The sequence below is a fragment of the Niallia sp. Kr1 genome, assembly GCF_050389805.1.
Lineage (GTDB): Bacteria > Bacillota > Bacilli > Bacillales > Cytobacillaceae > Bacillus_BD.
Map to the genome: position 1 here is coordinate 4,377,420 of NZ_CP130945.1, position 25,083 is coordinate 4,402,502.

Genomic DNA, 25,083 nt, shown 5'->3' on the forward strand with positions numbered 1-25,083 from the left:
CTAGCCTCCCTTCAACACACTTTCTATTCCTATTATCGGTTGCATTTCCGATTTTATTAAGTTTTTGTTAATAAAATTTTCCATTTTTTATTTACTGATCGTTTTTTCCATCTCTTCTAACAGAACAAGGATTTCAGCCATGACTGCATACAGTTGTGGTGGGATGTTGTCGCCGAGGTCCATATCTAATAAATTAGACACAAGTGTCGAATCTTCCTGCATCGCAACGTTGTTTTCTTTTGCTAATGCGATAATTTGCCTAGCAACCGCACCTTTCCCTTGTGCCACAACAACGGGAGCCTTACCTGCTTCCTCCGAATATTTCAAAACTGCCGCCTGTGGACCGTTGAGTTCTCTTCTTTTTTTAAAATTAAAATAATTCATATCGTAAAGTTCAATCCTTTCCCTGTGAACACTGGTGTGTTCCTATGAACTTTATTTTCTAGATTCGTCTTCGCGCCCTCTAGGGATGAAAATTGGATACTTGTCACATTATAGCCAACTTCCTGCAACTTTTCCTTTGTCACGGCTGCAAGTGGCTCCATTTTTTCCTTAAACTGAGGAGAGTTGTTCTTAATCGTAATACTTAAATTGCGATCAGTTGCATTTAGGTGAATCCCCACATCGCCTAATTTTTTCGTTTCGAGTAAAAAGTAAAGACTACAATTCTCCCATTGCACCTGCTCATCTTCATTTTTTGAATTAATAAAGACTTTCAGACTTTCCGGCTTGCCACCAAGCAACAACGGAAGAGTGAACATCAGGCTTTGCAAGGAACCATTTCCATCACTTTTACTAATCAATTGTTGACCAGTAAGGTTGGATAGTGCCTGCTCAGCCTGTTGAGCTAACCCACTATTTTCTCCTTGAGCCATTCTCAAAAGAAGCGATTTGACATTTTGCACATCTTGCCCATTTTTTTGAAAAGCAAGGGATTGACCCGCTTCATGTTCATGATTTAATCCCAAACTTCGAACCATCTCATACATTTGACGCGGGGATGGTTCCCTTGTGTCATAGATGGAATTCATCATTTTCGTCACCAATTGCTGTTGGAGTGAATGAGATTGAAGGAATTGACTCTCACCCTTAACATAGTGAACAATTTTCTGTTCCGATGGTTTGTAGACAACTTTTTCCATCATGGCTTTGATTTCACTTACGATTTTTCCAGCTTCGGCAACATTTCCTTTTGCGAGCAGCTTCTTAGCATCCGCTAACTGAGTACTAGCCTGTAAAAGTTGTTTTTCCGTCTTCATGTCAGCAAATAGCATCATGTCACTTTTTAAGATCGCGTGATCAAGCTTTTGAATCGTTGCTTCAATCACTTTTTGCACCTGCGGACGAGCATTGTTTAGTAGTGTATGTTCAATTTGATTCAGATTTCTCGTAATCTCTTGCTTTAACACACGAAAATCCGCTGTTGATTGAGCTAGTTTTTCGGAAATCCGTGTCACTAAAATATCCTTCGAAGATAGATTTAAGGCCTGTAGTTGTGCCTGGATCTCGTACGTTTCTGATTGAGCAGTTTGTTGCGGCTCCGTTACAGTTAATTTTTGTAGCTCATTGGCTAGTAACTGACGAGCTGCAAGTTCCCGACCCTTTTCCTGTAATTCCGTTGCTTTTTGAAGAGTATTCGAGTCTAGATCTAGGATTTGCTGTCGTAACCCCTCTATGATTTTCGTAAAATTAGGTTCTTGTTGTAATAGCTTGATCGCTTTCTGAATCCCTTCAGCAGGACGAATTTCATCAGCAGCTAAACCTAGATTTAGTTTCAACGTAACATCATTTTGCGCTGAACCGCTCTTTTCAAAAGAAAGATTCGGATCAATTTCTTTTGCGATATTCGTTAATACTTCGTGAATTGGCTTCCCGTGTAATGCCTCATGAACCGATCGAAGCTGGACAGTAGTTGGTTCTACCTTTTTATTAGCGAGAGCCTGAACGGTTTCTAGCTTTTGGTCATTGGAGCCTTTTCCGTTTACGATGAAATTCTTTAGGTTAGCTGCCGTTTCTCTCGTAAGGGGAATTCCTTTATCCAACATCATCTTAACGGCTTGTTTGACTTCACTGGAATCCTTATCGGTGATGCCTAGGCTAGTAAGGTTTTTCATTTCTCCTGATACGGTTTTGTTCGTTTCAGTAGCGATCGTTTTCACATCGACCATTCCGTCTTGTTGACCATTGACCATAACAGTAAATCGTCCTTGATCGGCAGGGACTCCATCCGTAAATTTCACATGAACATCTTTTCCGCGAATTTGTAAAATGGCTTCGTTGTTATTCACCTTTTCTTTAACCGTAACGCTATACACCTCCCCCTGCTTCAACTCAAGCGGAGCATCGGGTGCGACCGTTTTTTGATGGACTAGTTGGCTGTTTACTTGCATGATTTCCACTCCCGTACATTTCACAATCTCTGCTCTTTATATCGGTTGTTCTTTTAAAAGGTTAAATGGGTCTTTGTAGGGAAAAAATGGGCAAAAAAATGTTCTTTTTGAAGGAGGGCAGTCAGGGGAATCTAACCTTTATTAAAAAAATCCCCATTTCTCTTCTGAAAAATGGGGATTCCTTGCTTATAATTGGCTCCATAAACTAACGTTATTTACCGATAAATCAATTTCAGGCACTTTTTTAAACCCTTTAACATGTTTTGAAAAGTAAAGAAAATTCTTGGTGTCCTTTAGGGCTTCACAAAAGCTCGCTTTTCTAAAGTTCATTTTTCTATGATAGTCAATATAATCGTAGAGTAGTTTCTCATCAATCGATTCAATATAGAATAAATCTGTATGATTATACACATATGAAAATATTCGTTCTAGTGATTTCTTTAATTCTTGGCTAAAATAAGATGCTTCATCACTTAGAAACTTAAACTCACGTGCTAAGATTTCATATCTTACATCATTTTTTACAACTGCCATTTACTAATCTACCTTTCCAACAATTTCATCTATTATTGAAATTTCACCCCTAAAAACCTGACATGTAAATCTTAATCTACTTGCCATGGTTTTCCTATATAAAATCTTTGCCAACCAAGGATACCAATTCTATAATTTTCTATATAATACCACTCTAAATTATATTTTAAACTGACGCACCAATCCATTTAATTCCTCAGCTAGTTTGGCCAATTGGCTAGAACTTGCTGCTACTTCTTCCATGGAACTATTGGTTTGTTGTACAGTTGCCGCAGTTTGTTCCACTCCCGCAGCACCTTCTTCAGCGGTGGCGGCAATTTCTTGAGTCGAACTATTCATTTCCTGACTAGATGCAGAGATATCAGCAAAGTTTTCCGTTATCAAGTTAATGTTATGAACCATTTCTTTTACCGCTATACGAATGTCGTTAAATGTTTTACCTGTTGTTTTAATTTGATTCGTTCCTTTTTCTACTTCTTTATATCCATCCTGTAAAGATTCTGTTACGTCACCAAATCCCTTTTGGATATTTCCAACTATGCCTGTAATTTCCGTTACGGAATTGGCTGTTTGTTCCGCAAGTTTACGTACTTCCTCGGCAACAACCGAGAAGCCCTTTCCATGTTCTCCTGCTCTCGCTGCTTCAATTGCTGCATTTAAAGCTAATAAATTCGTTTGATCTGCAATTTCTTTAATCACTGTTACCAATTTAGAGATTTCTTTCGATTGATCATTCAAATCACTGACCTTACGAACCGATTCCTTAACGATTCCATCAATCGTTGTCATTTGCTGCGTTGAGCCATCCATTAAGTGACTTCCCTCATCTGACATAGCAAGGACATTGTTGGATGTTTCTTGAATTTGCTCTCCATGTTCATTTGATTCTTGAACTTTCGCAGAGAATTCCGCCATAGCATTGGATAGATCACTAGCACTATTGGCTTGTGTTTCGGAGCCAACAGCCAATTCTTGCATCGTCATCGCTACCTGTTCGTTACCGGCACTCACTTCATTAGCGGATTGGGTTAACTCTTCACTGTGACTACTAACCGTTTCAGAAACTGCATTGATTTGTTTTAGAATATCACGCATTTTATGATTCATCTCATTTGTTGCCATGACGAGTTGCCCAATCTCATTTTGATATTTTGATTGAAGGGGTTCCTGACTTAAATCACCACTTGCAATCTCCTGCATTCTCTTCATCACTTGCTTAATTGGTTTTGTAATCCGATTCGTAACGACAATGGATACGGCGATCGCTACTAGTAGCACCACAGCTAACGTAATGGCAATCGGAATCAGGATCGTTCCTGCCTGTTTTTCAAATTCCTCTACATAAACGGTTCCACCAAGTATCCATCCAGTCGTTGAATTCGTAGTGAAGGCCATGATCTTATCGCGACCTTCAAATTGATAGTCAACGATTCCCTGCTTACCCGTGCTCATTATTTTTTGATAATATTCTTGTTGGGACTCATCTCGTCCAATATAGGTTGGATCGATGTGGGCTATAAATTTACCTTTTTTATCAAAAATAACCCCGTAGCCTGTTTCACCAATTTTCACAGACTCAATCATATCGATCAATGTACCAACCATCACATCTGCAGCCATAACACCCGTTAGGTTGTTTCCAGAAAAATACGCCTTCGCAACAGTCACAACGGTTTCACCAGTACTTTCATCTACATAAGGCTCTGTCCAGACCGTTTCCCCATTTGCTTTCACAGCTTGTTGATACCATTCTCTTTCTTTTGCATTAAAATCATCCCCCAAATCTACTTCAGGATAAATAATGACTTCTCCTGTTCCATCGAGAACGGTATAGATATTGGCGATAGAAGGTGTGGTTTCTTTCGTTTCCCCAAAATAGTTCAGTAAATCCTGTCTTTTTTCCGGTTGATAACTGGTCAATAATTCATTTGAAATAAAACGGTTCAATGTATTGTTTGTATTGGAGAAGAACATATCAAACGTATCATTCAAACTCACCATTTGGCTCTCCACATTTTTGGTTAATTCTTGAGTTGTGTTTTTAACACTAAACGTATAACTGACCGTCGCCACAACGGCACCCGTTATCATAAGAAGGATTAAAAATGGGATTAAAATTTGATTTTGGATAGATTTTGTCATAAATCCTCCTGATTTTCGAGCTTCTTTCGTAGTTCTAGCATTTTTCATTCTTACCTTATTCTCCTTATCCTGTGATTAATCTTAAAGGTGTAATTCTTAACTAAAAGATCCTCTCTACTTTGTCTAATGAGCGATCTACTATCAGTCTAGCAATAGATATAAATCTAACTTTTCTTTTTCGCTAAAGATAGCCATCATCTCTATTGCTATTTTATAATGGGATACCTTTGTTTCCCCCTGAATAATGGTAGGGGTTGTTATGTCCGTATGCATTCCGCTGTTTATGATTCTAGTAGAAATACCACCAGCAAGCATATTCCCTAATTCTCCACTAAATGAAACCAGCATTTCACCTTCTAATTCCATTCCAAACATGGAATGAGCAATGCTTTTAAATGTAGAAGGGTTTCCCATTAAAATAAATCTGGCCCTAATATCACCTGTCATTCCAATTAAGATACCGAATTGGGGACGTAAGTATGTACGTAATCGTTTTGGTTTCGTTAAGGTATATGGTGAAGGGATAATCGCTTTTAACGCTAGATTTATGCCATTTAACAATTCCATAATCTCTTTACTTTGATTTCTTACTGTTCCATGCAAAACTTCTCCTCCTACTTTTTTCATAAAAAATAAAAAAAGCTATTTTACAAATAGTAAAAATAGCCAATAGAAATAGATATAGATATAGATATAAATATAACTATAATAAAATTGGCAACCAGGCGATCGTAGTTCGTTTATCCCCCAACCTTAGACCCTAGGCTTTGCGTCCTACCCTTTCGAATAGTTTGCCTTTATCATGTTTTTTGTTGAATGTTTACACTTAGTTTTAAATTCTTATTCATTTTAATAGAAATAATATGATTTTTAAACAAATCTTTCGCAAATTAACAAAGTTTCTATATTGTTAATAATGAAAAAAATAAGTTAATTTTACCCATTTAGAAAGTCCCATATATCAAATTCATATAGAAAAACGTTCATTCATTCTGATCCATTAAGCCATTATAAAACCACAGTCGGAAATACTGTGGTTTTATAATAAGGTTTTAATCTCTATTCTTTTTAGATAAATAGATTCGTTCCTTGTCTTGTTGTTGAATTTGTTCTTTAAATTCTTGATCTCTTTCAAATTCGAGCATGTCACTTCTTAACTCGTTGGTACAACTGTCACAGAGTTTTCCCTTCTGAATAATGGCACCACATTTGTCACATGGATAACCTAGATTAGGAAACTGAGTGACTTGAATCCGTCCGCTTTTGATAAACTTTAGGATGAGTTCTTCTGATACGCCTGTAGCTTCAACCACTTGTTCCATGGTAGCTGCTCGATTCTGACGTTTTCTCATAAATTTATAGACAACTTCAAATTGCCTTTCCTCTTCGGTATAGCATTCCTGACAGATGTCGCGAAACTGGTTTCTGACCATAATCTTCCCACAGCCTGCGCAATTAACTAAATCTGGCATACTCATTAGCTCCTTCTCGATTGTACAATTACCATTATTATATAGGAAAATCATGGTATAGTGGGTAATATTTTCAAATAGATTGACAGGCGTATTCCAATAAATGGAAGGTGCCTGGCACCTTCCATTTATTGGTTATGGCGCATTAATCTATATTTCCAAAAAAAGAGCGTTCCTACCTTAAAGATAGAAACGCTCTTTCACCTATTTTTCTAGTTTAAATTGACTGACGAGGTCATTTAGTTCTTCTGCTAATTGAGCTAATTGATTTGAGCTTTCTGCTACTTGCTCGAGTGTGGCATTGGCTTGTTGAGCAGAAGCGGATGTTTCTTCGATTCCAGCTGCTGATTCTTCTGCGGTGGCAGCTACTTCCTGGATGGAGCTATTCATTTCCTGACTCGTTGACGCGATATCAGTAAGAGCGTCGGTAATATTTTTAACACTGGACACCATATCATTTACTTGTTTTGAGATTTCTTCAAAGGTCTGACCTGTTGTTTCGATTTGCACCGTTCCTTTTTCAACCTCTTTATAACCCTCTTGCAATGATTGGGTGACAGTACCAAAACCAGCTTGAATATTTTCAACAATATTGTTGATTTCAGATACAGACGCACCTGTTTGCTCAGCCAATTTTCGAACTTCTTCTGCGACAACGGAAAAGCCTCTTCCATGTTCTCCGGCGCGTGCCGCTTCAATTGCTGCATTTAAAGCTAATAGATTCGTTTGCTCGGCTATATCCTTAATCACAACCACTAATTTATAAATTTCTTGAGAAGAGGACTGGAGATTCTGTACGTTTTCAACAGAACTTTTCACAATTTCATCAATGGTCTTCATTTGTTTCATCGAGCCTTGCATTAATTGACTACCAGTATGTGTCATTTCTATTACCTTCTGTGAGTTCTCTTGAACACATTCTCCATCAGCATTCGCATCCTGAACTTTGTGGACGAAATCAGCCATCGTAGATGAGATTTCACTTGAATGATTTGCTTGCGTTTCAGCTCCAGAGGCTAACTCTTCCATCGTCATCGTAACCTGTTCGGCTCCTGCAGACACTTCTTTTGCCGATTGCGTCAATTCTTCACTATGACTATGTACGGTATGTGAAACAGTATTAATTTTTCTTAAGATCTCATGAAGTTTATCTGACATCTCATTCGTGGCATTTATAAGATTTCCAATTTCATCCTTTGATGTAATCTTCAATTTCTCCTGTGATAAATCACCATTTGCAACAGCATTCATTTGATCAACAACTAAATTGATTGGTTTAGAAATTTTTAGGGATAATATGAATCCAATGATCATTGCAATAATAGCTGCTAATAGACTGATACTGAAAATGAGAGTAACGCTCGAAGCAGCTTCTTTCTGTGTCTCAACTTCGATATCTTTAGCCATGTCATGCAGCCATTGGTTCATAGACACGATCTCCGTTTCTAGATCAGATGTGATTGGGACGATTTCATCTAGACCTGTCGCAATGGCTTTCTCTCTATCGGTTTTTACATCTTCCATAATCGGGTATGCGGTGTTGACAAGTTGACTTTGCAAAGCTTCAATGGTGGCTAGACGCTGATCCGTTTCCGGTATTTCCGAAAGGTCTCTCGCTGTTTGAATATATTTGTTTATATTTGCTGCGGACTCGTTAAATTTTTCAATTTGCTCTTCATCGCCATATAGCATATGGGCTCGATAATAACTCACTTCCAAAGCGATCTCCGTATGAATGGCTTGAGTGATTGATTCTAATTCGGTAACCGACCCTACCAAATAATCATAGGAATCAACGACTTTTTTCATACTTGTAAAAGAATACACAGTAGCAATCCCAAAAATAAGCGCCACAATGATAAAGGAGCCAATTAATTTTCGTTTTAAGGTTAATTTCACCTTACTTTCCTCCCTGTTTTACATGATGGATGACGAACTCTTTTATAAAAAAATAGTTACTTCTAGACAACAAAAGCTACCCAGAAGAACTTGATTTTGTGCAGAGGATTAAGAACATTATTGTGTTAAAACTATTATTATAAAATTTCTAATCTACTATTTTCAATTTAGACTAAAAGTCCTATGTATGTCAATTGAATTGTGGAAAATATAGGTTGTTATCCTTGAGTAAGGGAGTGAATAGAACGAGGTAAAATTTTTTGAAGATGGATCTTATAAACTTTTCATAGTGATTTTTCAAGAGTGTGCATATGGACTTTTTTGAATAATATTCTAGAAAAAAGTACTTGAGACGGGCTCTCACGGACTTTTTAGATGGATTTTCGCAAAAAAAGTTCTTGAGAACGGTTCAAGAACTTTTTTCAACTTTTCTTATGCCAACTAAATCAGGGAGAATCGTTGTTATTGATTCTCCCCTTTGTTGTCCTTTTAGGTCACGCTCAAAAAGGGCGAAAGCACATCCAACCGTCTACTCATACCTCAACGACTCAATCGGATCCAACCTCGAAGCTTTGTTAGCTGGCAAGATACCAAACACAATCCCGATAATCATAGAGAATAGCACTCCTCCTGCAATAACTGGCCATGAAATCAACGCCGGCCATCCTGCGAAGGAAGAAACGATGGTTGCCGCTCCCCATCCTAACAAAATCCCGATGCCTCCACCAATTAAAGTCAAAGTAACGGATTCAATCAGGAATTGAACAAGGATTTGACCTCTTGTTGCGCCAAGAGCCATCCTTACTCCAATCTCACGGGTCCGCTCGGTAACCGAAACGAGCATAATATTCATAACGCCAATCCCACCAACTAATAGTGAGATTCCAGCGATGCTGCTAATAATAATCGTCATGATATTGGTAATCTGCCCCACGCCCGCTGCGATTTCCTCCATGTTCAGCACTTGATAGGCTTCTTCTTTATTATGGATACGATTTAAGAGGTCAGCAGCCTTTTCACCAGCCACTTGCAAATCCTCTGCATTCCCCGCCTGTAGAGTTATTTGGCTCAATTCATTGGAAGCAAAGATCGTCCGCCATGTGTTCCACGGCAAATACACTTCATTGGCTCCAAAGGAAAAGAGTCCAGTCGTCTCAGCTAAAACACCCACAATCTCGACAGGCTGTGAGCGAATAAAGATCACCTGACCTATAGGATTTTCACCATCAAATAGGTCTTCTTGAAAATTAGCACTCACCACCGCAACGCGGCGACCACCAAGGAAATCGGCATCCAGTAAATTTCTTCCTGAACTAACTTGAAGTCCGTTCACATCCATGTAGGCTTGGTTAATTCCTGTTATCGACGACTCTAGAAGGTCCTCTCGATATCGAACATTTCCGTATTCTGCAGAAGTAGCCACCACCTTCGTCACTTCTGGAATGGTTTCAATTGCTCGGATGTCCTCTTGTGAAAAAGGATTCATCATCGCATCGGGGTCCACCATCATTTCTTCCTCTGAAGGCATATAAAATAATTCAACTGTATTTCCAGCCCCAACGATTTGCGACTTTAACATTGCTTCTCCGCCCTGTCCGATGGCGACAACGGTAATGACGGAACCAACGCCAATGATGATCCCGATCATGGTTAAAATCGAGCGCATTTTATGAGCCAGGAGAGAGGAAAGAGCCATCTTCATATTTTCAGCTAAACTCATTCGAACCCCCCTCCCTCGACCAAGACCTCGTCCTGCATGATGAGTCCGTCTCGAACAAATACGTTTCTGTTCGCATATTGGGCGACTTCCCTTTCGTGGGTGACAAGAATGATCGTGGTTCCTTCGCGATTCAGCATCGTAAACAGTTCCATTATTTGTACACTGGTTTTAGAATCGAGTGCCCCAGTTGGCTCATCCGCTAAAATCAAGTCAGGTGTATTAACAATGGAACGTGCAATCGCTACACGCTGCTTTTGACCACCTGATAGTTCGTTAGGCAGATGGTCCATTCGGTCACCAAGCCCTACTTTCAACAAAGCTTCAGCCGCTCGTTCTTCTCTTTCCTTTTTTTTCACCCCTGCGTAAATCATCGGAAGTTCTACATTTTTTAACGCATTCAACCGTGGCAGCAGCTGAAATTGCTGGAAAACAAAGCCAATCGATTGATTTCGCACCCGTGCAAGATCGTTCTCGTTATATTGTGACACAAGTACGTCATTGAGATAATATTCACCAGTTGTCGGACGGTCCAGGCAGCCAATCATATTCATAAGGGTTGATTTTCCTGAACCTGATGGTCCCATAATCGCGGTAAATTCACCGTTTTGAATGTGTAAGTCAATCCCTTTTAACACATCAACGGACTCTTTTCCAACGGTGTAGCTTTTTCGAATATCGTGAAGACGAATCATTTCACGTTCACTTCCATCCCGGACGTAACATCATCCCCTGGTTCTAACAGAACTTGATCGTCTGCTTTTAATCCTTTCACGATTTCAATATTCTCGTTTGACACCAATCCCACTTGTACTTCTTGCTTTTTCGTTTTTCCACCAACGACCAGGAACACATAATTTTTGTCATCCTCCTGCTTAACAGCAGTAAGCGGAAGCGTTTGGGCCTCGCGTTCTTCTGTAATGATTTCCATCACCATTTGGAAGCCCGGCTTTAGGCTTATGTTTTGAGAATCTACTGTTACTTCAATCGGATACTGAACGCCAGTTTCTTCAAGTCCCGCCGCGGCTCCTGGCAAATAGGAGATAAAGCTTACCTTTCCAGTCCACGACTCACCAGGCATCGCATCGGATCGTAATTGCACATTCTGACCCTGCTTGATTTTTAACGTATCATACTCAGAAAGAGATCCTTCGACAATCAGTTTGTCTAATGTTCCAATTTGAATTAACGCATTCGGTTGGGCTCCAGCTGCGGCGCCAGCCGATTCTTTATTGATAGAAACCACTTTTCCATCCATGTTACTTTTCACCGTAAGATCGGATATTTGCTCTTCAATTGCTTGTTTTTGAAGGGCAAGCTGTTCAATTTCTAATTTTGCCTGCTTTACTTGCAGATTAGCTTGATCGCGCTCTGCTTTTAGCATGTCATTTTCTTTATCATCTTTTAATTGTTTATTGAGGTCATCCAGTTTATCTTGCAGACTGTTCAGTTGTAACTGGCTTGATTGTCGTTGGAGTTCATTTTGTTTTTTTTCAAGATCAAGCCCTTTATTTTCATAGCGAAATAGAGAGTCCCCTGCTTTCACATCGGCTCCTTCGTCTACGAAATACTCTACAATTTCTCCTTTTTCAGGAGCGTGATAAATCGTTTGTTGATTCTCAAGCTTTAATGTTCCAGGGGTCATAACCTGCTCGGAAATCGTTTCTTTCTTAAGTGATGTCACTTCCATCGTGATGTTGTTCGCTTGTACGTTTTTCCAAATATTAATGCCAAAAAGAAGGACAATTACTGCCACAACTCCGATGGCAATCCAGACCTTTTTTTCATAAAAATTAGACACCGACCAATCCGCTAAGAGCAGCGCCAATCATGGTGAAAATAAGTCCAATCACAAAGAACACAATTGAAATGGTCCATGCTAAGCCTTTTGAAAAATTAGCGACTTTTTGGAGTCCGATAGCGGAAAGGATCACAGACCAAATGCCAAATACTTCTAGTCCACTAAGTAGCCCCCCAAGAGCTCCTTCTGCTGGAATGATGGAACCTAAGCTCGTATAAAGCGTTTCAGTAGTCCCGCCTAAAAGGGCAATACCGATTCCATTGATTAAAATGCTAAGCGCTGAAAGAATCATGATATATGTATTCATGGAAAATAATTGCTTGAATCTAACTTCTGAGCGCGCAATTTTGGCAATTAATAAGTAAATTAACGTAGAGATTGTAATGCCAATAATCGGTGTAAACAAACCCGTAATGGCCATCGTTACCGTGCCAAATGTGTTCATTAACTGTAGTTCCTCTTCTGGAATTCCCTCTAATTCTGGAATCCCTTCTAGCACTCCTAGCGAAGATAGATACATCCCGATGATCGTAATCAAAGTGACAATCGCAAGCGCTCCCCAAATTTTCGGTCGTTCTTTAATGCGTTCGAATTGCTCGGTTGGACTCCACAACATCCCCCAAATTGAAGGTTTTTTTCCTACTTCTTCTGACATAAATCCCATCCCTTTCTTTTTTGTTTATGATCGGATAGAGGGTAAATCTTCCTTAGGAAAATTGAATCTCTTTTTATCATTGCCCCCTCTATATGACCTATCGTTCCCTAATAAAACAGGAACTTTCTCATATTACTATAGCATAATTTCGACAGAATTTTTGTGAAATTCACCAATTCTTTACAAATTTAGTTATGGGACGGTAAGCGCTGTCGAGATTGGTCCAATGGGGTCGTCAGCCTCTAGCGATCGTGAGTGATGAAACGGAGTTTGCTCCGTTTTCGATTAGAACTTTCGCCGCATGTCTTAGAGTAGATCCAGTTGTATAGATGTCGTCTATGAGTAGGATGCTTTTGCCTTCGATGTGCTTATTGGTTTCGAGTTGAAATACTTGCTCAACATAAATTCGTTCATGGCGCGATTTTTTAGATTGTTTTTCAGAATGGATCCGGTTGAGGATATTAGCTGGAGATAGTCCAGCTTCAAGGAGGATCGCTTCAGCTTGGTTAAAGCATCGTTCTTGTAGTCGCTTAGGGCTTAATGGGATGGGCACGAGGTAATCAGCTTTTTGTTGTTTTATCACTTGCTGGACTTTTTCCGAAAAAATTCTCGCGAGAATATAATCCCCTCTAAATTTATAGCGCGCGATGACCTCTTGGAGAAATTCGTTATAGGTATACAAGGAGGTATTTTTAGTAAGACTCCCTTTCCATTGAGGGTCCTCTTCCCAGCGAATGCAATCGTAACAGTAATCACCTTTAATAAAGCGAGATTCTAATCCTTCTAAGGGGCGACTGCAGATTGGGCACGTCTCTCCTTCAATTTCTTGTAGCTTTCCCTCGCAAGTGGCGCAGAGTGTTTGTTGTTTTTCTTCCGCGATTAAGGCCCACCAGCCGATTTTTGGGATGATCTCGGTGAAACAGATGAGGCAGCGGTCGATCATGGGATCAATCCTTTGTTTTTAAGATTTTGTGGAATGATGGTTAAACCTGGTTAATCATCTATCAGCCCCTTCTCCTTTGCTTCTTTATTCATCGCAATAATCTGCCTGCGTGCTTTGACCATGGCGTCCGTTTTTCCATAGTGAAAAAAAGTGATGTCACCGGTCGGATATTGTGCGCTGCGACCAACCCGACCAGCGATTTGGACGAGGGCACTTTCTGTAAAAATGCGATCTTCGGCACCGAACACAGCTACATCTAGATTGGGAAATGTGACGCCGCGTTCGAGGATCGTAGTCGTTAAGAGAAGAGGAATTTCTTTTTCACGCATTGCTCGGACTTTTTCCTTACGTCGGGGATCTTCGGCATAAACCGCTTCAATTTTCGGATCTAATTTCTTTAAAATCGGGAGTAATTGTTCCATAAGCTCAATCCGCGGGAAAAAGAGTAACGCTTGTTTTTGTGATTGGATTCTTTCTTTTACCCATTGCTGGACATTTGGTGGTAAACGACCTTTTTTGAGTTTCTTGCTCCAGTTTCCACACCATCTAAAATGCGGGACTGGTAGAGAATAGCGATGAAATCGAGCTGGAATGGTAACGACCTTTCTTTTCCCCTGACGGCATTCTTTTTGCCATTGTTGGTTTGGAGTTGCAGTTAGATAAATAATTGATGAGGTTGGTTTTCGTGCTTGCTCCACGGCATATTGCAACGAGGCATCAACGGAATACGGAAAGGCATCGACCTCATCCAAGATTACAACATCAAATGCTTGATAGAAACGGAGGAGCTGGTGAGTGGTGGCAATGGTTAAATGTGCATGAACATGGCGGTCTTCACTTCCACCATAAAGGGTTGCAACGGGAGTATCAGGAAAAACCTTTTTCAGCCGCGGTGAGAGCTCGAGTACGACATCTGTTCGAGGAGTTGCTAGGCATACCCGTTTCCCATCTTGTAAAGCAGTATTAATTCCATTGAAAAGGACTTCAGTTTTGCCAGCTCCGCATACAGCCCATACGAGAAGAGAATCTATTTCATCAACAGCTTTCACTACTTGTTGTGATGCGATAGACTGTCCCTCTGATAGAGTTCCAGTCCACTGGAGAGGCGATTCGGTAGTTTTGGCTGGAGTTGGGAGTGGACCTGTCCAACTAATAAGCGGCGTACATGTGCCCGTCCTCCCCATCATGATGCAATTACGGCAGTATGTGCAGGTTTCACCGCAGGAAGCACATGAAAATCGGGCAAATAGATGCGATGCTTTATTCCCGCAGCGGACACAGGTGTGTTGGTTATTTTCGACTTCGATGCTTTTGCGATATTGAAGATATCCATTTTCGTAATGGGATTGGATGATGTCAATCGGAAACAGAAGATCACTGAGGAGTAGTTGTTTTCCTGCTAGCATAGATTGGAGTTCTTTGTCGTATGGAAAATCAGGATTTTGAGCTGGTAGTGGGATTTGATTTATTTTGTAGATTGGTTGTGGGTCGGTAGCGGTTGGGGTTTTTAATAGAGTTTCAGGGACGAGTAGGTTGTTTTGGATGGAGAATCGCATGGGGGTCACCTCTTGAAGTTTGATTTGGGGTTGTTTTTGAAGCAGAGTGTTAATCTTAATTCATAGGACGATTTTTTTTCGATCTAACCTGATTTTTTTAAGACATATTTACGCGGCAGTTTTCTTGGATTTTCCTGATTTTTGCCCTGTAAAATTACGTTACAAAGCATTTTTTAGCCTTCCTCACGATTTTTGCTGTGTAAATCTATTTTACAAAGCACTTTTTCTAACTCCAGTTGATTTTTGCCCTGTAAAACTACTTTATACAGTTTTTTCTAATTCCCTATGATTAACCAAAAAGGGCTGCACACAGCAGCCTCACCAATTACTTCTTTACCCAAGCCAGTCCCATCGAACCTTCTCCCAAGTGAGTCCCAATTACCGCACCAAAATAGCTCATCTGAAACTCAACATTCGGAAACAGACCCTCAAGTTCTGTCTTCCATTCCAGCGCTTCAGTTTCACGATTCGCATGAATGATCGCCGCTTGGTAGGAATCGCCGCTCTTGGCATCGTCGTCCAAAAGTTCAACAATCCGTTTCATTGCCTTTTTGCGGGTACGTATTTTTTCGAAGGGGACAATGACTTTATTTTCAAAATGAAGGAGTGGCTTAACTTGGAGCAAACCTCCAATCAAGGCCTGTGCACTGGATAAACGCCCGCCCCGTTGAAGATGGGATAAATCATCAACCATGAAATAGGCTCTCATGGATATTTTCATTTCGTCGAGACGAGATAGTATGTCTTGTGGAGATTGACCCTGTGATGCCATTTTGGCAGCCTCGATCACATAAAACCCTTGAGCCATACAGCTGATTTCAGAATCAAACGGGAACACCTCAATCCCATCCACCATGCTTCCAGCCGTTACGGCGCCTTGATAGGTTCCGCTAATGCCGCTTGATAAATGAATACTAATCACAGCATCGTAGTCTTTGGCTAGCTTTTCAAATAAGGTAACAAATTCACCTGTTGACGGTTGCGATGTTTTCGGTAATTCCTTTTGTTGTTTGACTTCTTCATAAAATTCATCTGCAGTGAGCTCTATTTCTTCACGATACGATTCTTCGCCAAAAATCACGTTAAGAGGAATAAGGTGTATATTTAAATCACTAGCCACATCTTTGGGAAGATAGGCCGTAGTATCAGTTACAACAGCAGTTTTCATATAGGGATACCTTCCTTAATCTTTTTTATCTACTATATGTTCAATATCCATTTTATATGAAAACCCTATGATTTGCATTAATGAAAGAATGCCCTTCTAGCAAATTGTTGCTTCTAGGTTTCTAATTCCTCTACGATCCAATTCTATTAATAAAATTCTGGTAAAATCTTCATCGAGATTCATCGCGATCGCCTTCTCGTAAACCTCAACTAGTTCAAAGTCAGATAAAATCCCTAGCCCTTTCATCCCATTCACCTTCTTGCATATCTTCTAAATTCGATAATCGAATCTCCGTTTATTTGTTCAGTCTTCAAATCATCTATGTCTTTCGACTCACTTGCTCATTGATTAACGAAAGACACCACAAATATATGTTTACCAAATTTTCGGTGTATTTGTAAAGGGTTTTTGACAAAAAGTCATAATTTTTTCAAAAATCCACCAAACTCAAACAAGAACATGCAAAACACAACCACAAAAAAACACGTATCCCAGAGGGAAATACGTGTTATCTCACTTCGACCCAACCCTTTTTAATCGCTTCGACAACTGCTTGGGTACGATCGTTTACATTCATTTTTTGTAAAATATTGCTGACATGGTTTTTAACCGTTTTTTCACTAATATACAACGCTTCGCCAATGCCTCGGTTGCTTTTTCCATCTGCAAGCAATTGGAGTACTTCACACTCACGGCGTGTTAATAAGTGTAGCGGGCGTCGGACTTCAGTTTGTAAAAATGTGTTATTCACGCCGCTTTGTTCTGATGCTAATCGACGATATTCTTGAACCAAATTACCTGTAACTTTTGGATGTAAGTAACAGCCACCGCTCGCCACAACTTTTACTGCTTCAATAAGAGCTTCCGCATCCATTTCTTTTAACAAATAACCAGAAGCCCCAGTTCGTAAAGCGTGCGATACGTAATTTTCATCATCATGGATCGATAAAATAATCACACGTGATTCTGGGAATGTTTCAATTAACTTTTTCGTTGCTTCGATTCCATTGGTGTCTGGCATATTGATGTCCATTAACACAACATCTGGTTGGTGTTCGGACACTAAATCTACAGCCTCTGTACCATCGTTTCCTTCAGCGACCACTTTAAAACTTGGTTCAAATTCTAAAATTCGTTTAACGCCTTCTCTAAATAATTGATGATCATCTATAATAACAATCTTTGTTGTCATTAACTCCGCCCCCTTAAGGATTAATTTTCTCTCTTTTAAAAGCAATTACTATTCTTCTATAAGTGGTACTTGAATGACTACGACGGTTCCATTTCCAATTTGAGAATCAATGGAGAGGTTGCCGTCAAGTATATCAACACGTTCGCCCATCCCGATTAATCCAAAGGAATTTGGTTTTTTCTGTTCCATATCAAACCCTTTGCCATTATCCCGGACAACGACAGTAATATAGTCCCTTAGTATTTCCAATTTAACCGTCACTTCTGTTGCTTCTGCATGTTTCATGACATTTTGAACGGCTTCTTGAATTAATCGAAACAGAGCCACTTCATATTTTGCTGGAAGTCGCCTTCCCTCTCCCATGCAGATAAACTGTATATGCGTGCTTCTAAAATATTCCTCGGTTGTTTTTAAATATTTATTCAAGGTAGGAATCAGACCTAAATCATCCAACGCCATAGGTCGCAAATCATAAATAATGTGACGAACTTCATATAACGCTTCCCTTACCATTTTTTTCATATTACGAATTTCCTTCATCGCCTCGTCAGGCCCTTGTTGCTGGTAAACCCTTTCGATTAGATCTGACCGTAACATGACATTGGCCATCATTTGCGCCGGTCCATCATGAATCTCTCGTGAAATCCGCTTTCTTTCTTCTTCTTGTGCTTCAATGATTTTCAATCCGAAATCCTGCTTTTGCTTAGCATCAGCAAGTATTTCTCCAATTTGTTTTAAGTCACTCGATAAGTATTGAAGAACAACCGTTATTTGCGAAACAAGTCGATCTGCTTTTTCAATGGTTTCGGATAACCCATGTAAGCGACGTTCCAACTCATCCCGTCGCAAACGGAGCTGCTTCTCTCTTTCACGGTTCAGATTGAGATCCGTTTGAATCCGATGTGCGACTTCATACACCTGCCGCACTTCCTCTTCGGAATATTCATTAAAATGCTGGCTTACCTCAGATAGTCTTTTCCGTGAAAATTTAGCCTGTTTCTCTAGTAAATCTCCTTCTTGAATCGTATCAAGAACTTCTTGCCTGATGTTTTTTAATTCATCAGAGAGAAGCACTACATCTTCTCTGCACTTTTCGCCTATTTCAAAGATCTCTTGTTTGCTATTGCCAACCGTGTCCATCATCTTTGAAAGAATCTCATCCAGTGCTTTTGTATCGAAATCCTTAATCTTCAATATAATTTCCCCCTGATACAAAAACATTCCATCTTTATCCCGTCTTAACAGGCAGTATGTCCCCAACTAAGTTTCCAAAATTAGTGGGGACAACTGCCCGTAAAGATCCTGAAAATCGAACACAGACAAAAACGCCAGTGTGACTAGCATCCTGCTGCCCTCATCTAACCTTCCCTGGATGAAAAAATTCCCCAAGGAAGCAGTTTCCCTTTACCCCTATTTTACCTTGTTTGTACAGTAAAGAACATGCTTTTGCTTTTCAAAACATTAGAATATTTAAATCTTCCTTCCTATGTCGAAAAAATATTCACGCTAGTCCTACTTTGTTTATAAGACCCATTAACCATTGCCCTTATGCTCTAGGGACCATGACGATATCATTATATCACGTTAAAAAGACAGACAGATTAAAATTTTATTACAATCATATTGAAATTAGACGTTTGAAGTGATGTCGATATATAATAAGAAAAGGGTTTATTTAGTGGATTTTGTTGAAAAATAACGAAAAACAACATAATACAAGTTGAAATGTAACTTAATAATGTAAAATTTTTGAACAAATAATGGTAATAGTTAACAAAACACAGATTAGATTTTCCCAGAGAAAACATCATGATAAAAAACACAGAGCACATGCTAAGGAGAAAGGAGCGATTGAACTGCTTACAAGTTACTATACCGTTAAAGGAAACGGCGAAAACGAAATTGTCATTGAAAAATCACGTTTTATCGCCCATGTCGAAAGAGTTGAAACGGAAGAATCAGCCCAAGAATTCATCCAATCCATCAAAAAATCCCACTGGAACGCCACCCATAACTGCTCAGCCTACCTAATCGGCGAAAATGACCAAATCCAAAAAGCCAACGATGACGGCGAACCAAGCGGGACCGCCGGCGTACCCATTTTAGAAGTCCTTAAGAAAAAACACTTAAAAGACACAGTCGTTGTCGTCACTCGTTACTTCGGAGGTATAAAACTAGGCGCAGGCGGTCTTATTCGCGCTTACGGAAAAGCCACATCTGAAGGCATTAACGCCACGGGAATCGTGGAACGGAAACTGATGAAAGTCATGTCAACGAAAATTGACTATACTTGGCTGGGGAGAGTCGAGAATGAACTACGCTCATCCGTTTATGCTATAAAAGAGATCCATTACCTAGACAACGTGGTCATTGATACGTATGTCGAAGAACCACAGACGCAGAACTTTGTCGAGTGGATGGTGGAGTTGACGAATGGACAGGGTGAGATTGTTGAGGGGGACTTGGTTTATTTGGAGGAAGAGATCTAAAGATCCTTATATTAGAAAGGTTATTACAGATACTATATTAGAAAGTCCTATAATGGTTTTAAAAAATTCATTTAACGAAATAGTTGAGTTGAGCATTTGAAAATTGATTGGTGTTATTTTGTAATACCCTGAAGAAAGAACTCCATTTTCAAAAAAGGGAGATAGATAATGGTTGTTAACGGAAGAAGTGTAAAAATACAAAGGAAAAAGAAAAAAAGAAATAAAATTTTAAAATGGTACTTAATACCTATAGTTGTTATATTTTTAAGTGCTTTAACTTACGGTACTTTTTTATTTAACAAGGCCCAAACAGCTATGGATACTTCCTATGAAAAAATCGAGAGGGATTCAAAACGTGACATAGCGGTGAATCCTGAGGTAGATAATATTTCAATATTGTTTATTGGCGTGGATGATAGTGACGAGAGATCGTATGGCTCCAGTGCCAGATCAGATGCCTTAATACTTGCTACATTCAACAAAGATTTAAAATCGGTTAATTTACTTAGTATTCCTCGTGACTCTTATGTTAAAATTCCTGACCACGGAAAAGATAAGATAACTCATGCTCATGCTTTTGGTGGGGCAACTGCAACAATTGAAACAGTAGAAAACTTATTCGAAATACCTGTCGATTATTATGTTAAAATGAATTTTAATGCTTTTGTTGAAGTAGTCGATGCTCTTGGAGGCATTGAAGTAGAAGTACCTTATGAATTTGGAGAATTAAATTCTGAAGCTGATAAAATTATTTATTTAACTCCTGGTTTACAAAAATTAAACGGGGAAGAAGCATTAGCGCTTTCCCGCACTCGTAAACTTGATAGCGATATCGAACGTGGTAAACGCCAAATGGATATCCTTAAATCAATAATTAGTAAAGCATCTTCAGTAGGTTCTGTTACAAAATACGGAAATATAATTGATGCTGTTGGTGGAAATATGACAACTGATTTGTCATTCAATGAATTAACTTCATTTATTGATTATATTGCTGCTGGTTCTTCTTTAAATATTGAAACACTAACTTTACAGGGTGGCGATCTTTACATTCCAAATAAATATGGAAAAAATATTTATTATTATGGATTAGATGAGGAGCATCTAGAATCAGTTCAAAACCTCTTAAAATCACATTTAGAATTAAAAAATGCTCTTGTAACCGAAGATGAATACGATGCTGATAGATATTATGATACTGAAACTCACAATAAATATAGTAGCGTTAAATAAGCGGAATATAACATTACACATAAAAGGTAAATTTATTTAATAATGCACATATTTCCAACCTTTTCATGTAAAAAATGAGTCATTTTATATTTTCTATTTTCTTTGTAACAGTATAAAAAAGGTGTGTATCTTTGATAAGTACACACCTTTTTCCGTTATTTATTTTATTTATTATTAGTTTTTAATTTAGAGTATCGTATTCCTTTAAGAAAATTTAGTAATGGTTTATAATTTTTGCCCACTAGTCCAATTTTCTCCGCTAAAGCTTCGATAAGAATAAGGAGGGTTATTATAAGGACAATTGACCCTAATAGCTTGGCTTGCGAGAAAATGATAGCTACTAAGCCAAAGAATGCTGCAATAGCATAAATAATTAAAACTGTTTGTCTATGTGAAAAACCTAATCCTAATAGACAGTGATGTAAATGAGACTTATCTGGTTGCATGATTGGCTTTTTATTAAGAATTCTACGCATAATAGCAAAAAATGTATCAGATATTGGAACCCCTAAGATAATAATAGGGATTATAAAAGAAATAAATGCTACATTTTTAAATCCTAATAATGAAAGTACTGCTATCATATATCCTAAGAAAAGAGCCCCTGTATCCCCCATAAAGATCTTCGCTGGATGAAAATTATAAAAAAGAAAACCTATAGTACTCGCTAATAAAATTGCAGCAACAATCGTTACAAAAGGATTTCCAAATAAAATCCCCATGAAAGAAATTGTAATTAATGCAATTGATGATACACCAGCTGCTAAACCATCAAGACCGTCAATTAAATTAATAGCATTCGTAATTCCAATAATCCATAGTAGTGTAATTGGAACACTCATGTAACCAAATTCTAATATTCCATCAGTAAATGGTAAATTGATAAATTCAACTTTTATATCTCCCCATACAATAACTACTAAAGCAGCAGCTAACTGTCCGAATAATTTTAATTTAGGAGAGATCTCAAATATATCATCAAAAATACCCGTAATAACAATTATTGTACATCCAATCATAATAGAGCTTAACGTATTATCAATTAGATGTTCTGGAAGCATAATAAAAATTCCTACAACAAAACTAATATATATGGCTAACCCACCGAGTCGGGGCATGATGTTCTGGTGAACTTTTCTTTGGTTCGGCTTATCAGTAGCCCCCACTAAAAAGGCTAATTTCTTTACAACAGGAGTTATAAGGATTGAACTAATTAAGCATATTAACATTGTTAAGTAAATCATGGGTATCCTCCCTAAAATGTATCTTACCCAGTTTTATAAAAATAAAACAAGTAAAATACAACCAATCCAACCTTAGTTTTTTATACACCTATTGGATTATATCATAATCTATAAAATTAAGAAACAACTTATTTCTTTTCGCAAACAGCGCTCTTTTAAAAAGAAACTATCGAACTTTCACGATAGTTTCTTTATTAGTTATTTCTTCATTTCGGTTAAATATGCAGTAAGTGCTTCCTTCCAATTTCGCAAAGGAGTAAACCCTTCTTCTATAAGTTTATTTTTACTTAATACAGAATACTTAGGTCGAGTAGCAGGACGAGGAAATTGGTCAGATGTTAGTGGATTAACCTTCACTGCTAACCCAGACTGTTTAAAAATTTCGACCGCAAACTCATACCACGAACATATACCGCTGTTGGATGCATGATAGATGCCAAATTTATCAGATTCAATTAATTCAACTAGAAACGATGCTAAATCTACAGTATATGTTGGTGATCCAATTTGATCATGGACAACACCAACTTCTCCTCGTTCTTCTCCTAAACGAAGCATTGTCTTAACAAAATTATTCCCGTTTGACCCATAGACCCATGCAGTACGAACAATATAATGAGCATCTAAATTACTTATTAAAAACTCTTCACCGGCCAGTTTTGTTTCACCATAGACTCCAAGTGGTTTTGTCGGGTGATAAACCTCATATGGTTCGGTTGCAGAACCATTAAACACATAATCAGTGCTTACATAGACCATTTTAGCTTGAATCTCATTAGCTGTTTGTGCCAGAAATTTGGTTCCAAGCGCATTAACCTTATAAGCATTATCTCGATCAGTTTCAGCTTGGTCCACGTTTGTATATGCTGCACAATGAATGATCGCATCCGGTTTTACCTTCTGAACATAACTTCGTACTTCTGCTTCATTGGTTAAGTCAAAGTCACTTCGAATAGTCCCTTGTGCTTGATGACCTTTTTCTTCTAATTCTTTCACAACATCATAACCTAATTGACCATTAACGCCAGTAACTAATACAAGCATTATTCTACCTCTAATCTATCGCCATATTGGGATTTAAAGTATTCTTGATACTCACCAGAGATAATATTTTGCCACCATTCTTGGTTATCTAAATACCATTTAATGGTTTGTTCAATACCAGTTTCAAACGTATATTTAGGCTTCCAACCTAATTCTTCCTTTAGTTTTGTTGCGTCAATAGCATAGCGACGGTCATGTCCAGGGCGATCTTTCACAAACTTAATCAATGATTCCGGTTTTCCAAGTTGTTTTAGGATCGTTTTCACAATATCGATATTAGTGCGTTCATTATTACCACCGACATTGTACACTTCCCCATTCTTACCTTTATGAAGAACCAAATCAATAGCCTGACAGTGGTCTTCAACATGTAACCAATCACGAACATTCAATCCGTCACCGTAAATAGGTAGCTCTTTGTCGTGTAATGCATTAATAATCATTAACGGAATCAGTTTTTCTGGAAAATGGTAAGGTCCATAGTTATTGGAGCAACGTGTAATATTAACTGGTAATCCATACGTTTCATGATAAGCACGAACTAGCAGGTCAGCCCCTGTTTTACTCGCACTGTATGGGCTATTTGGGGCAAGTGGTGTTGTTTCCGTAAAATAACCTGTTTCACCTAATGTACCATAAACTTCATCAGTAGATACTTGTAAATATTTTTTCACGCCAATAGCTTTTGCAGCGTCTAATAAAACAAGAGTTCCTTGGATATTTGTTTGTACAAATATTTCAGGGTTTGTAATACTGCGATCAACATGGGATTCAGCAGCAAAGTTTAAGACATAATCAAATTTTTCATCCTCAAAGAGTTTATTAACAAAGTTGCGATCCGCAATATCACCTTTAACAAAGTGATAATTCTCTTTTTCCTCAATATCTTTCAAATTCTCAAGATTCCCTGCATAGGTTAATAAGTCTAAATTATAAACCTGGTACGCAGGATATTTATTTACCATATAGCGAACGAAGTTACTACCAATAAATCCTGCTCCGCCTGTTACCAATAATTTCATATTATGTATTCCTCCTAATCCTCGTATACAAAATTAAGATGTGTAGCCTCAGCCAAAGTTGGATGCTTGGTATCTTTCTCCGATAAAATTGGATTTGTTGTTGGCCAATCGATTCCAAGCGCTGGGTCATTCCATAAAATCCCACCGTCATGTTCTGGTGAATAGTATTCATCTACTTTATATGCAACCGTTGTATCTGGAACAATTGTGCAAAAACCATGCGCAAATCCCTTTGGTACTACTAGTTGACGTTTATTATGCTCGGATAAGATTGCTCCTACCCATTGTCCATATGTTGGTGAACCTTTACGAATATCTACAGCTACATCGTAAATAGCCCCTGTAATACAGCGAACAACTTTTGTTTGCGCCTTAGGATTTAATTGAAAATGCAAACCTCTCAAAGTCCCAACTGGTGCTGATAGTGATTGATTATCTTGGATAAACTCATAGTACAGCCCTAGTTGGTCAAAAATACTTCTATTATAACTTTCCATAAAATAACCACGATGATCACCAAAAACTTTTGGTTCTAAAATGACAACACCTGGTATTTTAGTTTTAATCATTTGCATTTACCTA

General features: G+C 38.5%; 23 protein-coding genes and 1 riboswitch. Of the genes, 2 read left to right on the forward strand and 21 right to left on the reverse strand.

What is annotated here, in order from left to right; all coding sequences use genetic code 11:
- Window positions 1-87: 87 nt before the first annotated feature.
- From Q5760_RS21610 to Q5760_RS21690, 17 genes are all read right to left on the reverse strand, one after another.
- Window positions 88-384: an EscU/YscU/HrcU family type III secretion system export apparatus switch protein gene (locus Q5760_RS21610; protein WP_428909646.1), complete on the reverse strand. Its 297-nt coding sequence runs from the start codon at window positions 382-384 to the stop codon at window positions 88-90.
- Window positions 381-2,390 (reverse strand): hypothetical protein, encoded by a 2,010-nt coding sequence (locus Q5760_RS21615; protein WP_428909647.1) that lies wholly within the window; start codon window positions 2,388-2,390, stop codon window positions 381-383. Before Q5760_RS21615 ends, Q5760_RS21610 begins: the two co-directional genes overlap by 4 nt.
- A gap of 186 nt (window positions 2,391-2,576) precedes the next feature.
- Window positions 2,577-2,924: a hypothetical protein gene (locus Q5760_RS21620; RefSeq protein ID WP_428909648.1), complete on the reverse strand. Its 348-nt coding sequence runs from the start codon at window positions 2,922-2,924 to the stop codon at window positions 2,577-2,579.
- Window positions 2,925-3,083: 159 nt separating this feature from the next.
- Window positions 3,084-5,114, reverse strand: coding sequence for a methyl-accepting chemotaxis protein (locus Q5760_RS21625; RefSeq protein ID WP_428909649.1), 2,031 nt, complete (start codon window positions 5,112-5,114; stop codon window positions 3,084-3,086).
- 93 nt (window positions 5,115-5,207) lie between these two features.
- Window positions 5,208-5,669: a chemotaxis protein CheX gene (locus tag Q5760_RS21630; protein WP_428909650.1), complete on the reverse strand. Its 462-nt coding sequence runs from the start codon at window positions 5,667-5,669 to the stop codon at window positions 5,208-5,210.
- Between the two features lie 110 nt (window positions 5,670-5,779).
- Window positions 5,780-5,872, reverse strand: a riboswitch (cyclic di-GMP riboswitch).
- Window positions 5,873-6,118: 246 nt separating this feature from the next.
- Complete coding sequence (locus Q5760_RS21635; protein WP_428909651.1) at window positions 6,119-6,538, reverse strand: TIGR03826 family flagellar region protein; 420 nt, start codon at window positions 6,536-6,538, stop codon at window positions 6,119-6,121.
- Between the two features lie 204 nt (window positions 6,539-6,742).
- On the reverse strand, window positions 6,743-8,437 hold the full coding sequence (locus Q5760_RS21640; protein WP_428909652.1) for a methyl-accepting chemotaxis protein: 1,695 nt from the start codon (window positions 8,435-8,437) through the stop codon (window positions 6,743-6,745).
- 529 nt (window positions 8,438-8,966) lie between these two features.
- Window positions 8,967-10,157 carry an ABC transporter permease gene (locus tag Q5760_RS21645; protein ID WP_428909653.1) on the reverse strand — a complete coding sequence of 397 codons (1,191 nt, stop codon included), beginning with the start codon at window positions 10,155-10,157 and terminating at the stop codon, window positions 8,967-8,969.
- Entirely contained in the window at window positions 10,154-10,849 is a 696-nt protein-coding gene (locus tag Q5760_RS21650) for an ABC transporter ATP-binding protein (RefSeq protein ID WP_428909654.1), read from the reverse strand. Before Q5760_RS21650 ends, Q5760_RS21645 begins: the two co-directional genes overlap by 4 nt.
- Window positions 10,846-11,955 carry an efflux RND transporter periplasmic adaptor subunit gene (locus Q5760_RS21655; protein WP_428909655.1) on the reverse strand — a complete coding sequence of 370 codons (1,110 nt, stop codon included), beginning with the start codon at window positions 11,953-11,955 and terminating at the stop codon, window positions 10,846-10,848. Before Q5760_RS21655 ends, Q5760_RS21650 begins: the two co-directional genes overlap by 4 nt.
- Window positions 11,948-12,610, reverse strand: coding sequence for a Yip1 family protein (locus Q5760_RS21660; RefSeq protein ID WP_428909656.1), 663 nt, complete (start codon window positions 12,608-12,610; stop codon window positions 11,948-11,950). Before Q5760_RS21660 ends, Q5760_RS21655 begins: the two co-directional genes overlap by 8 nt.
- 235 nt (window positions 12,611-12,845) lie before the next feature.
- Window positions 12,846-13,553 carry a ComF family protein gene (locus tag Q5760_RS21665; RefSeq protein WP_428909657.1) on the reverse strand — a complete coding sequence of 236 codons (708 nt, stop codon included), beginning with the start codon at window positions 13,551-13,553 and terminating at the stop codon, window positions 12,846-12,848.
- A gap of 50 nt (window positions 13,554-13,603) precedes the next feature.
- Window positions 13,604-15,109 carry a DEAD/DEAH box helicase gene (locus Q5760_RS21670; protein WP_428909658.1) on the reverse strand — a complete coding sequence of 502 codons (1,506 nt, stop codon included), beginning with the start codon at window positions 15,107-15,109 and terminating at the stop codon, window positions 13,604-13,606.
- 325 nt (window positions 15,110-15,434) lie between these two features.
- Entirely contained in the window at window positions 15,435-16,277 is an 843-nt protein-coding gene (locus tag Q5760_RS21675; protein WP_428909659.1) for a DegV family protein, read from the reverse strand.
- Window positions 16,278-16,373: 96 nt separating this feature from the next.
- The gene (sda, locus tag Q5760_RS21680; RefSeq protein WP_428912656.1) at window positions 16,374-16,523 is read right to left on the reverse strand and encodes a sporulation histidine kinase inhibitor Sda; all 150 of its coding nucleotides are present in this window, start codon (window positions 16,521-16,523) and stop codon (window positions 16,374-16,376) included.
- A 262-nt stretch (window positions 16,524-16,785) separates the two neighbouring features.
- Complete coding sequence (locus Q5760_RS21685; protein WP_428909660.1) at window positions 16,786-17,469, reverse strand: response regulator; 684 nt, start codon at window positions 17,467-17,469, stop codon at window positions 16,786-16,788.
- 48 nt (window positions 17,470-17,517) lie between these two features.
- Window positions 17,518-18,663: a sensor histidine kinase gene (locus Q5760_RS21690; RefSeq protein ID WP_428909661.1), complete on the reverse strand. Its 1,146-nt coding sequence runs from the start codon at window positions 18,661-18,663 to the stop codon at window positions 17,518-17,520.
- 662 nt (window positions 18,664-19,325) lie between these two features.
- Here Q5760_RS21690 and Q5760_RS21695 point away from each other — a divergent pair.
- Entirely contained in the window at window positions 19,326-19,958 is a 633-nt protein-coding gene (locus Q5760_RS21695) for a YigZ family protein (protein ID WP_428912657.1), read from the forward strand.
- Between the two features lie 168 nt (window positions 19,959-20,126).
- Entirely contained in the window at window positions 20,127-21,191 is a 1,065-nt protein-coding gene (locus Q5760_RS21700) for an LCP family protein (protein WP_428909662.1), read from the forward strand.
- Window positions 21,192-21,355: 164 nt separating this feature from the next.
- On the opposite strand, the gene Q5760_RS21705 is transcribed toward Q5760_RS21700, so the two are convergent.
- The 4 genes from Q5760_RS21705 to rfbC all read right to left on the reverse strand — a co-directional run bounded on the left by Q5760_RS21705 (window position 21,356) and on the right by rfbC (window position 25,076).
- Window positions 21,356-22,435, reverse strand: a complete 1,080-nt coding sequence (locus Q5760_RS21705) for a glycosyltransferase family 4 protein (protein ID WP_428909663.1) — start codon at window positions 22,433-22,435, stop codon at window positions 21,356-21,358.
- Window positions 22,436-22,633: 198 nt separating this feature from the next.
- Window positions 22,634-23,479 carry a dTDP-4-dehydrorhamnose reductase gene (gene rfbD / locus Q5760_RS21710; protein WP_428909664.1) on the reverse strand — a complete coding sequence of 282 codons (846 nt, stop codon included), beginning with the start codon at window positions 23,477-23,479 and terminating at the stop codon, window positions 22,634-22,636.
- Window positions 23,479-24,501: a dTDP-glucose 4,6-dehydratase gene (gene rfbB / locus Q5760_RS21715; RefSeq protein ID WP_428909665.1), complete on the reverse strand. Its 1,023-nt coding sequence runs from the start codon at window positions 24,499-24,501 to the stop codon at window positions 23,479-23,481. Before rfbB ends, rfbD begins: the two co-directional genes overlap by 1 nt.
- A 14-nt stretch (window positions 24,502-24,515) precedes the next feature.
- A complete protein-coding gene (gene rfbC, locus Q5760_RS21720; protein ID WP_428909666.1) occupies window positions 24,516-25,076 on the reverse strand; it encodes a dTDP-4-dehydrorhamnose 3,5-epimerase in 561 nt (186 codons plus the stop codon).
- Between the last annotated feature and the right edge of the window lie 7 nt (window positions 25,077-25,083).

What these genes read in the sequence shown, in the direction of transcription:
- Q5760_RS21610 (WP_428909646.1), bottom strand. Translation starts at nt 384, where the DNA reads ATGAATTATTTTAATTTTAAAAAAAGAAGAGAACTCAACGGTCCACAG.
- Q5760_RS21615 (WP_428909647.1), bottom strand. Translation starts at nt 2,390, where the DNA reads ATGCAAGTAAACAGCCAACTAGTCCATCAAAAAACGGTCGCACCCGAT.
- Q5760_RS21620 (WP_428909648.1), bottom strand. Translation starts at nt 2,924, where the DNA reads ATGGCAGTTGTAAAAAATGATGTAAGATATGAAATCTTAGCACGTGAG.
- Q5760_RS21625 (WP_428909649.1), bottom strand. Translation starts at nt 5,114, where the DNA reads ATGAAAAATGCTAGAACTACGAAAGAAGCTCGAAAATCAGGAGGATTT.
- Q5760_RS21635 (WP_428909651.1), bottom strand. Translation starts at nt 6,538, where the DNA reads ATGCCAGATTTAGTTAATTGCGCAGGCTGTGGGAAGATTATGGTCAGA.
- Q5760_RS21645 (WP_428909653.1), bottom strand. Translation starts at nt 10,157, where the DNA reads ATGAGTTTAGCTGAAAATATGAAGATGGCTCTTTCCTCTCTCCTGGCT.
- Q5760_RS21650 (WP_428909654.1), bottom strand. Translation starts at nt 10,849, where the DNA reads ATGATTCGTCTTCACGATATTCGAAAAAGCTACACCGTTGGAAAAGAG.
- Q5760_RS21660 (WP_428909656.1), bottom strand. Translation starts at nt 12,610, where the DNA reads ATGTCAGAAGAAGTAGGAAAAAAACCTTCAATTTGGGGGATGTTGTGG.
- Q5760_RS21665 (WP_428909657.1), bottom strand. Translation starts at nt 13,553, where the DNA reads ATGATCGACCGCTGCCTCATCTGTTTCACCGAGATCATCCCAAAAATC.
- Q5760_RS21670 (WP_428909658.1), bottom strand. Translation starts at nt 15,109, where the DNA reads ATGCGATTCTCCATCCAAAACAACCTACTCGTCCCTGAAACTCTATTA.
- Q5760_RS21675 (WP_428909659.1), bottom strand. Translation starts at nt 16,277, where the DNA reads ATGAAAACTGCTGTTGTAACTGATACTACGGCCTATCTTCCCAAAGAT.
- sda (WP_428912656.1), bottom strand. Translation starts at nt 16,523, where the DNA reads ATGAAAGGGCTAGGGATTTTATCTGACTTTGAACTAGTTGAGGTTTAC.
- Q5760_RS21685 (WP_428909660.1), bottom strand. Translation starts at nt 17,469, where the DNA reads ATGACAACAAAGATTGTTATTATAGATGATCATCAATTATTTAGAGAA.
- Q5760_RS21700 (WP_428909662.1), top strand. Translation starts at nt 20,127, where the DNA reads ATGGTTGTTAACGGAAGAAGTGTAAAAATACAAAGGAAAAAGAAAAAA.
- Q5760_RS21705 (WP_428909663.1), bottom strand. Translation starts at nt 22,435, where the DNA reads ATGATTTACTTAACAATGTTAATATGCTTAATTAGTTCAATCCTTATA.
- rfbD (WP_428909664.1), bottom strand. Translation starts at nt 23,479, where the DNA reads ATGCTTGTATTAGTTACTGGCGTTAATGGTCAATTAGGTTATGATGTT.
- rfbB (WP_428909665.1), bottom strand. Translation starts at nt 24,501, where the DNA reads ATGAAATTATTGGTAACAGGCGGAGCAGGATTTATTGGTAGTAACTTC.
- rfbC (WP_428909666.1), bottom strand. Translation starts at nt 25,076, where the DNA reads ATGCAAATGATTAAAACTAAAATACCAGGTGTTGTCATTTTAGAACCA.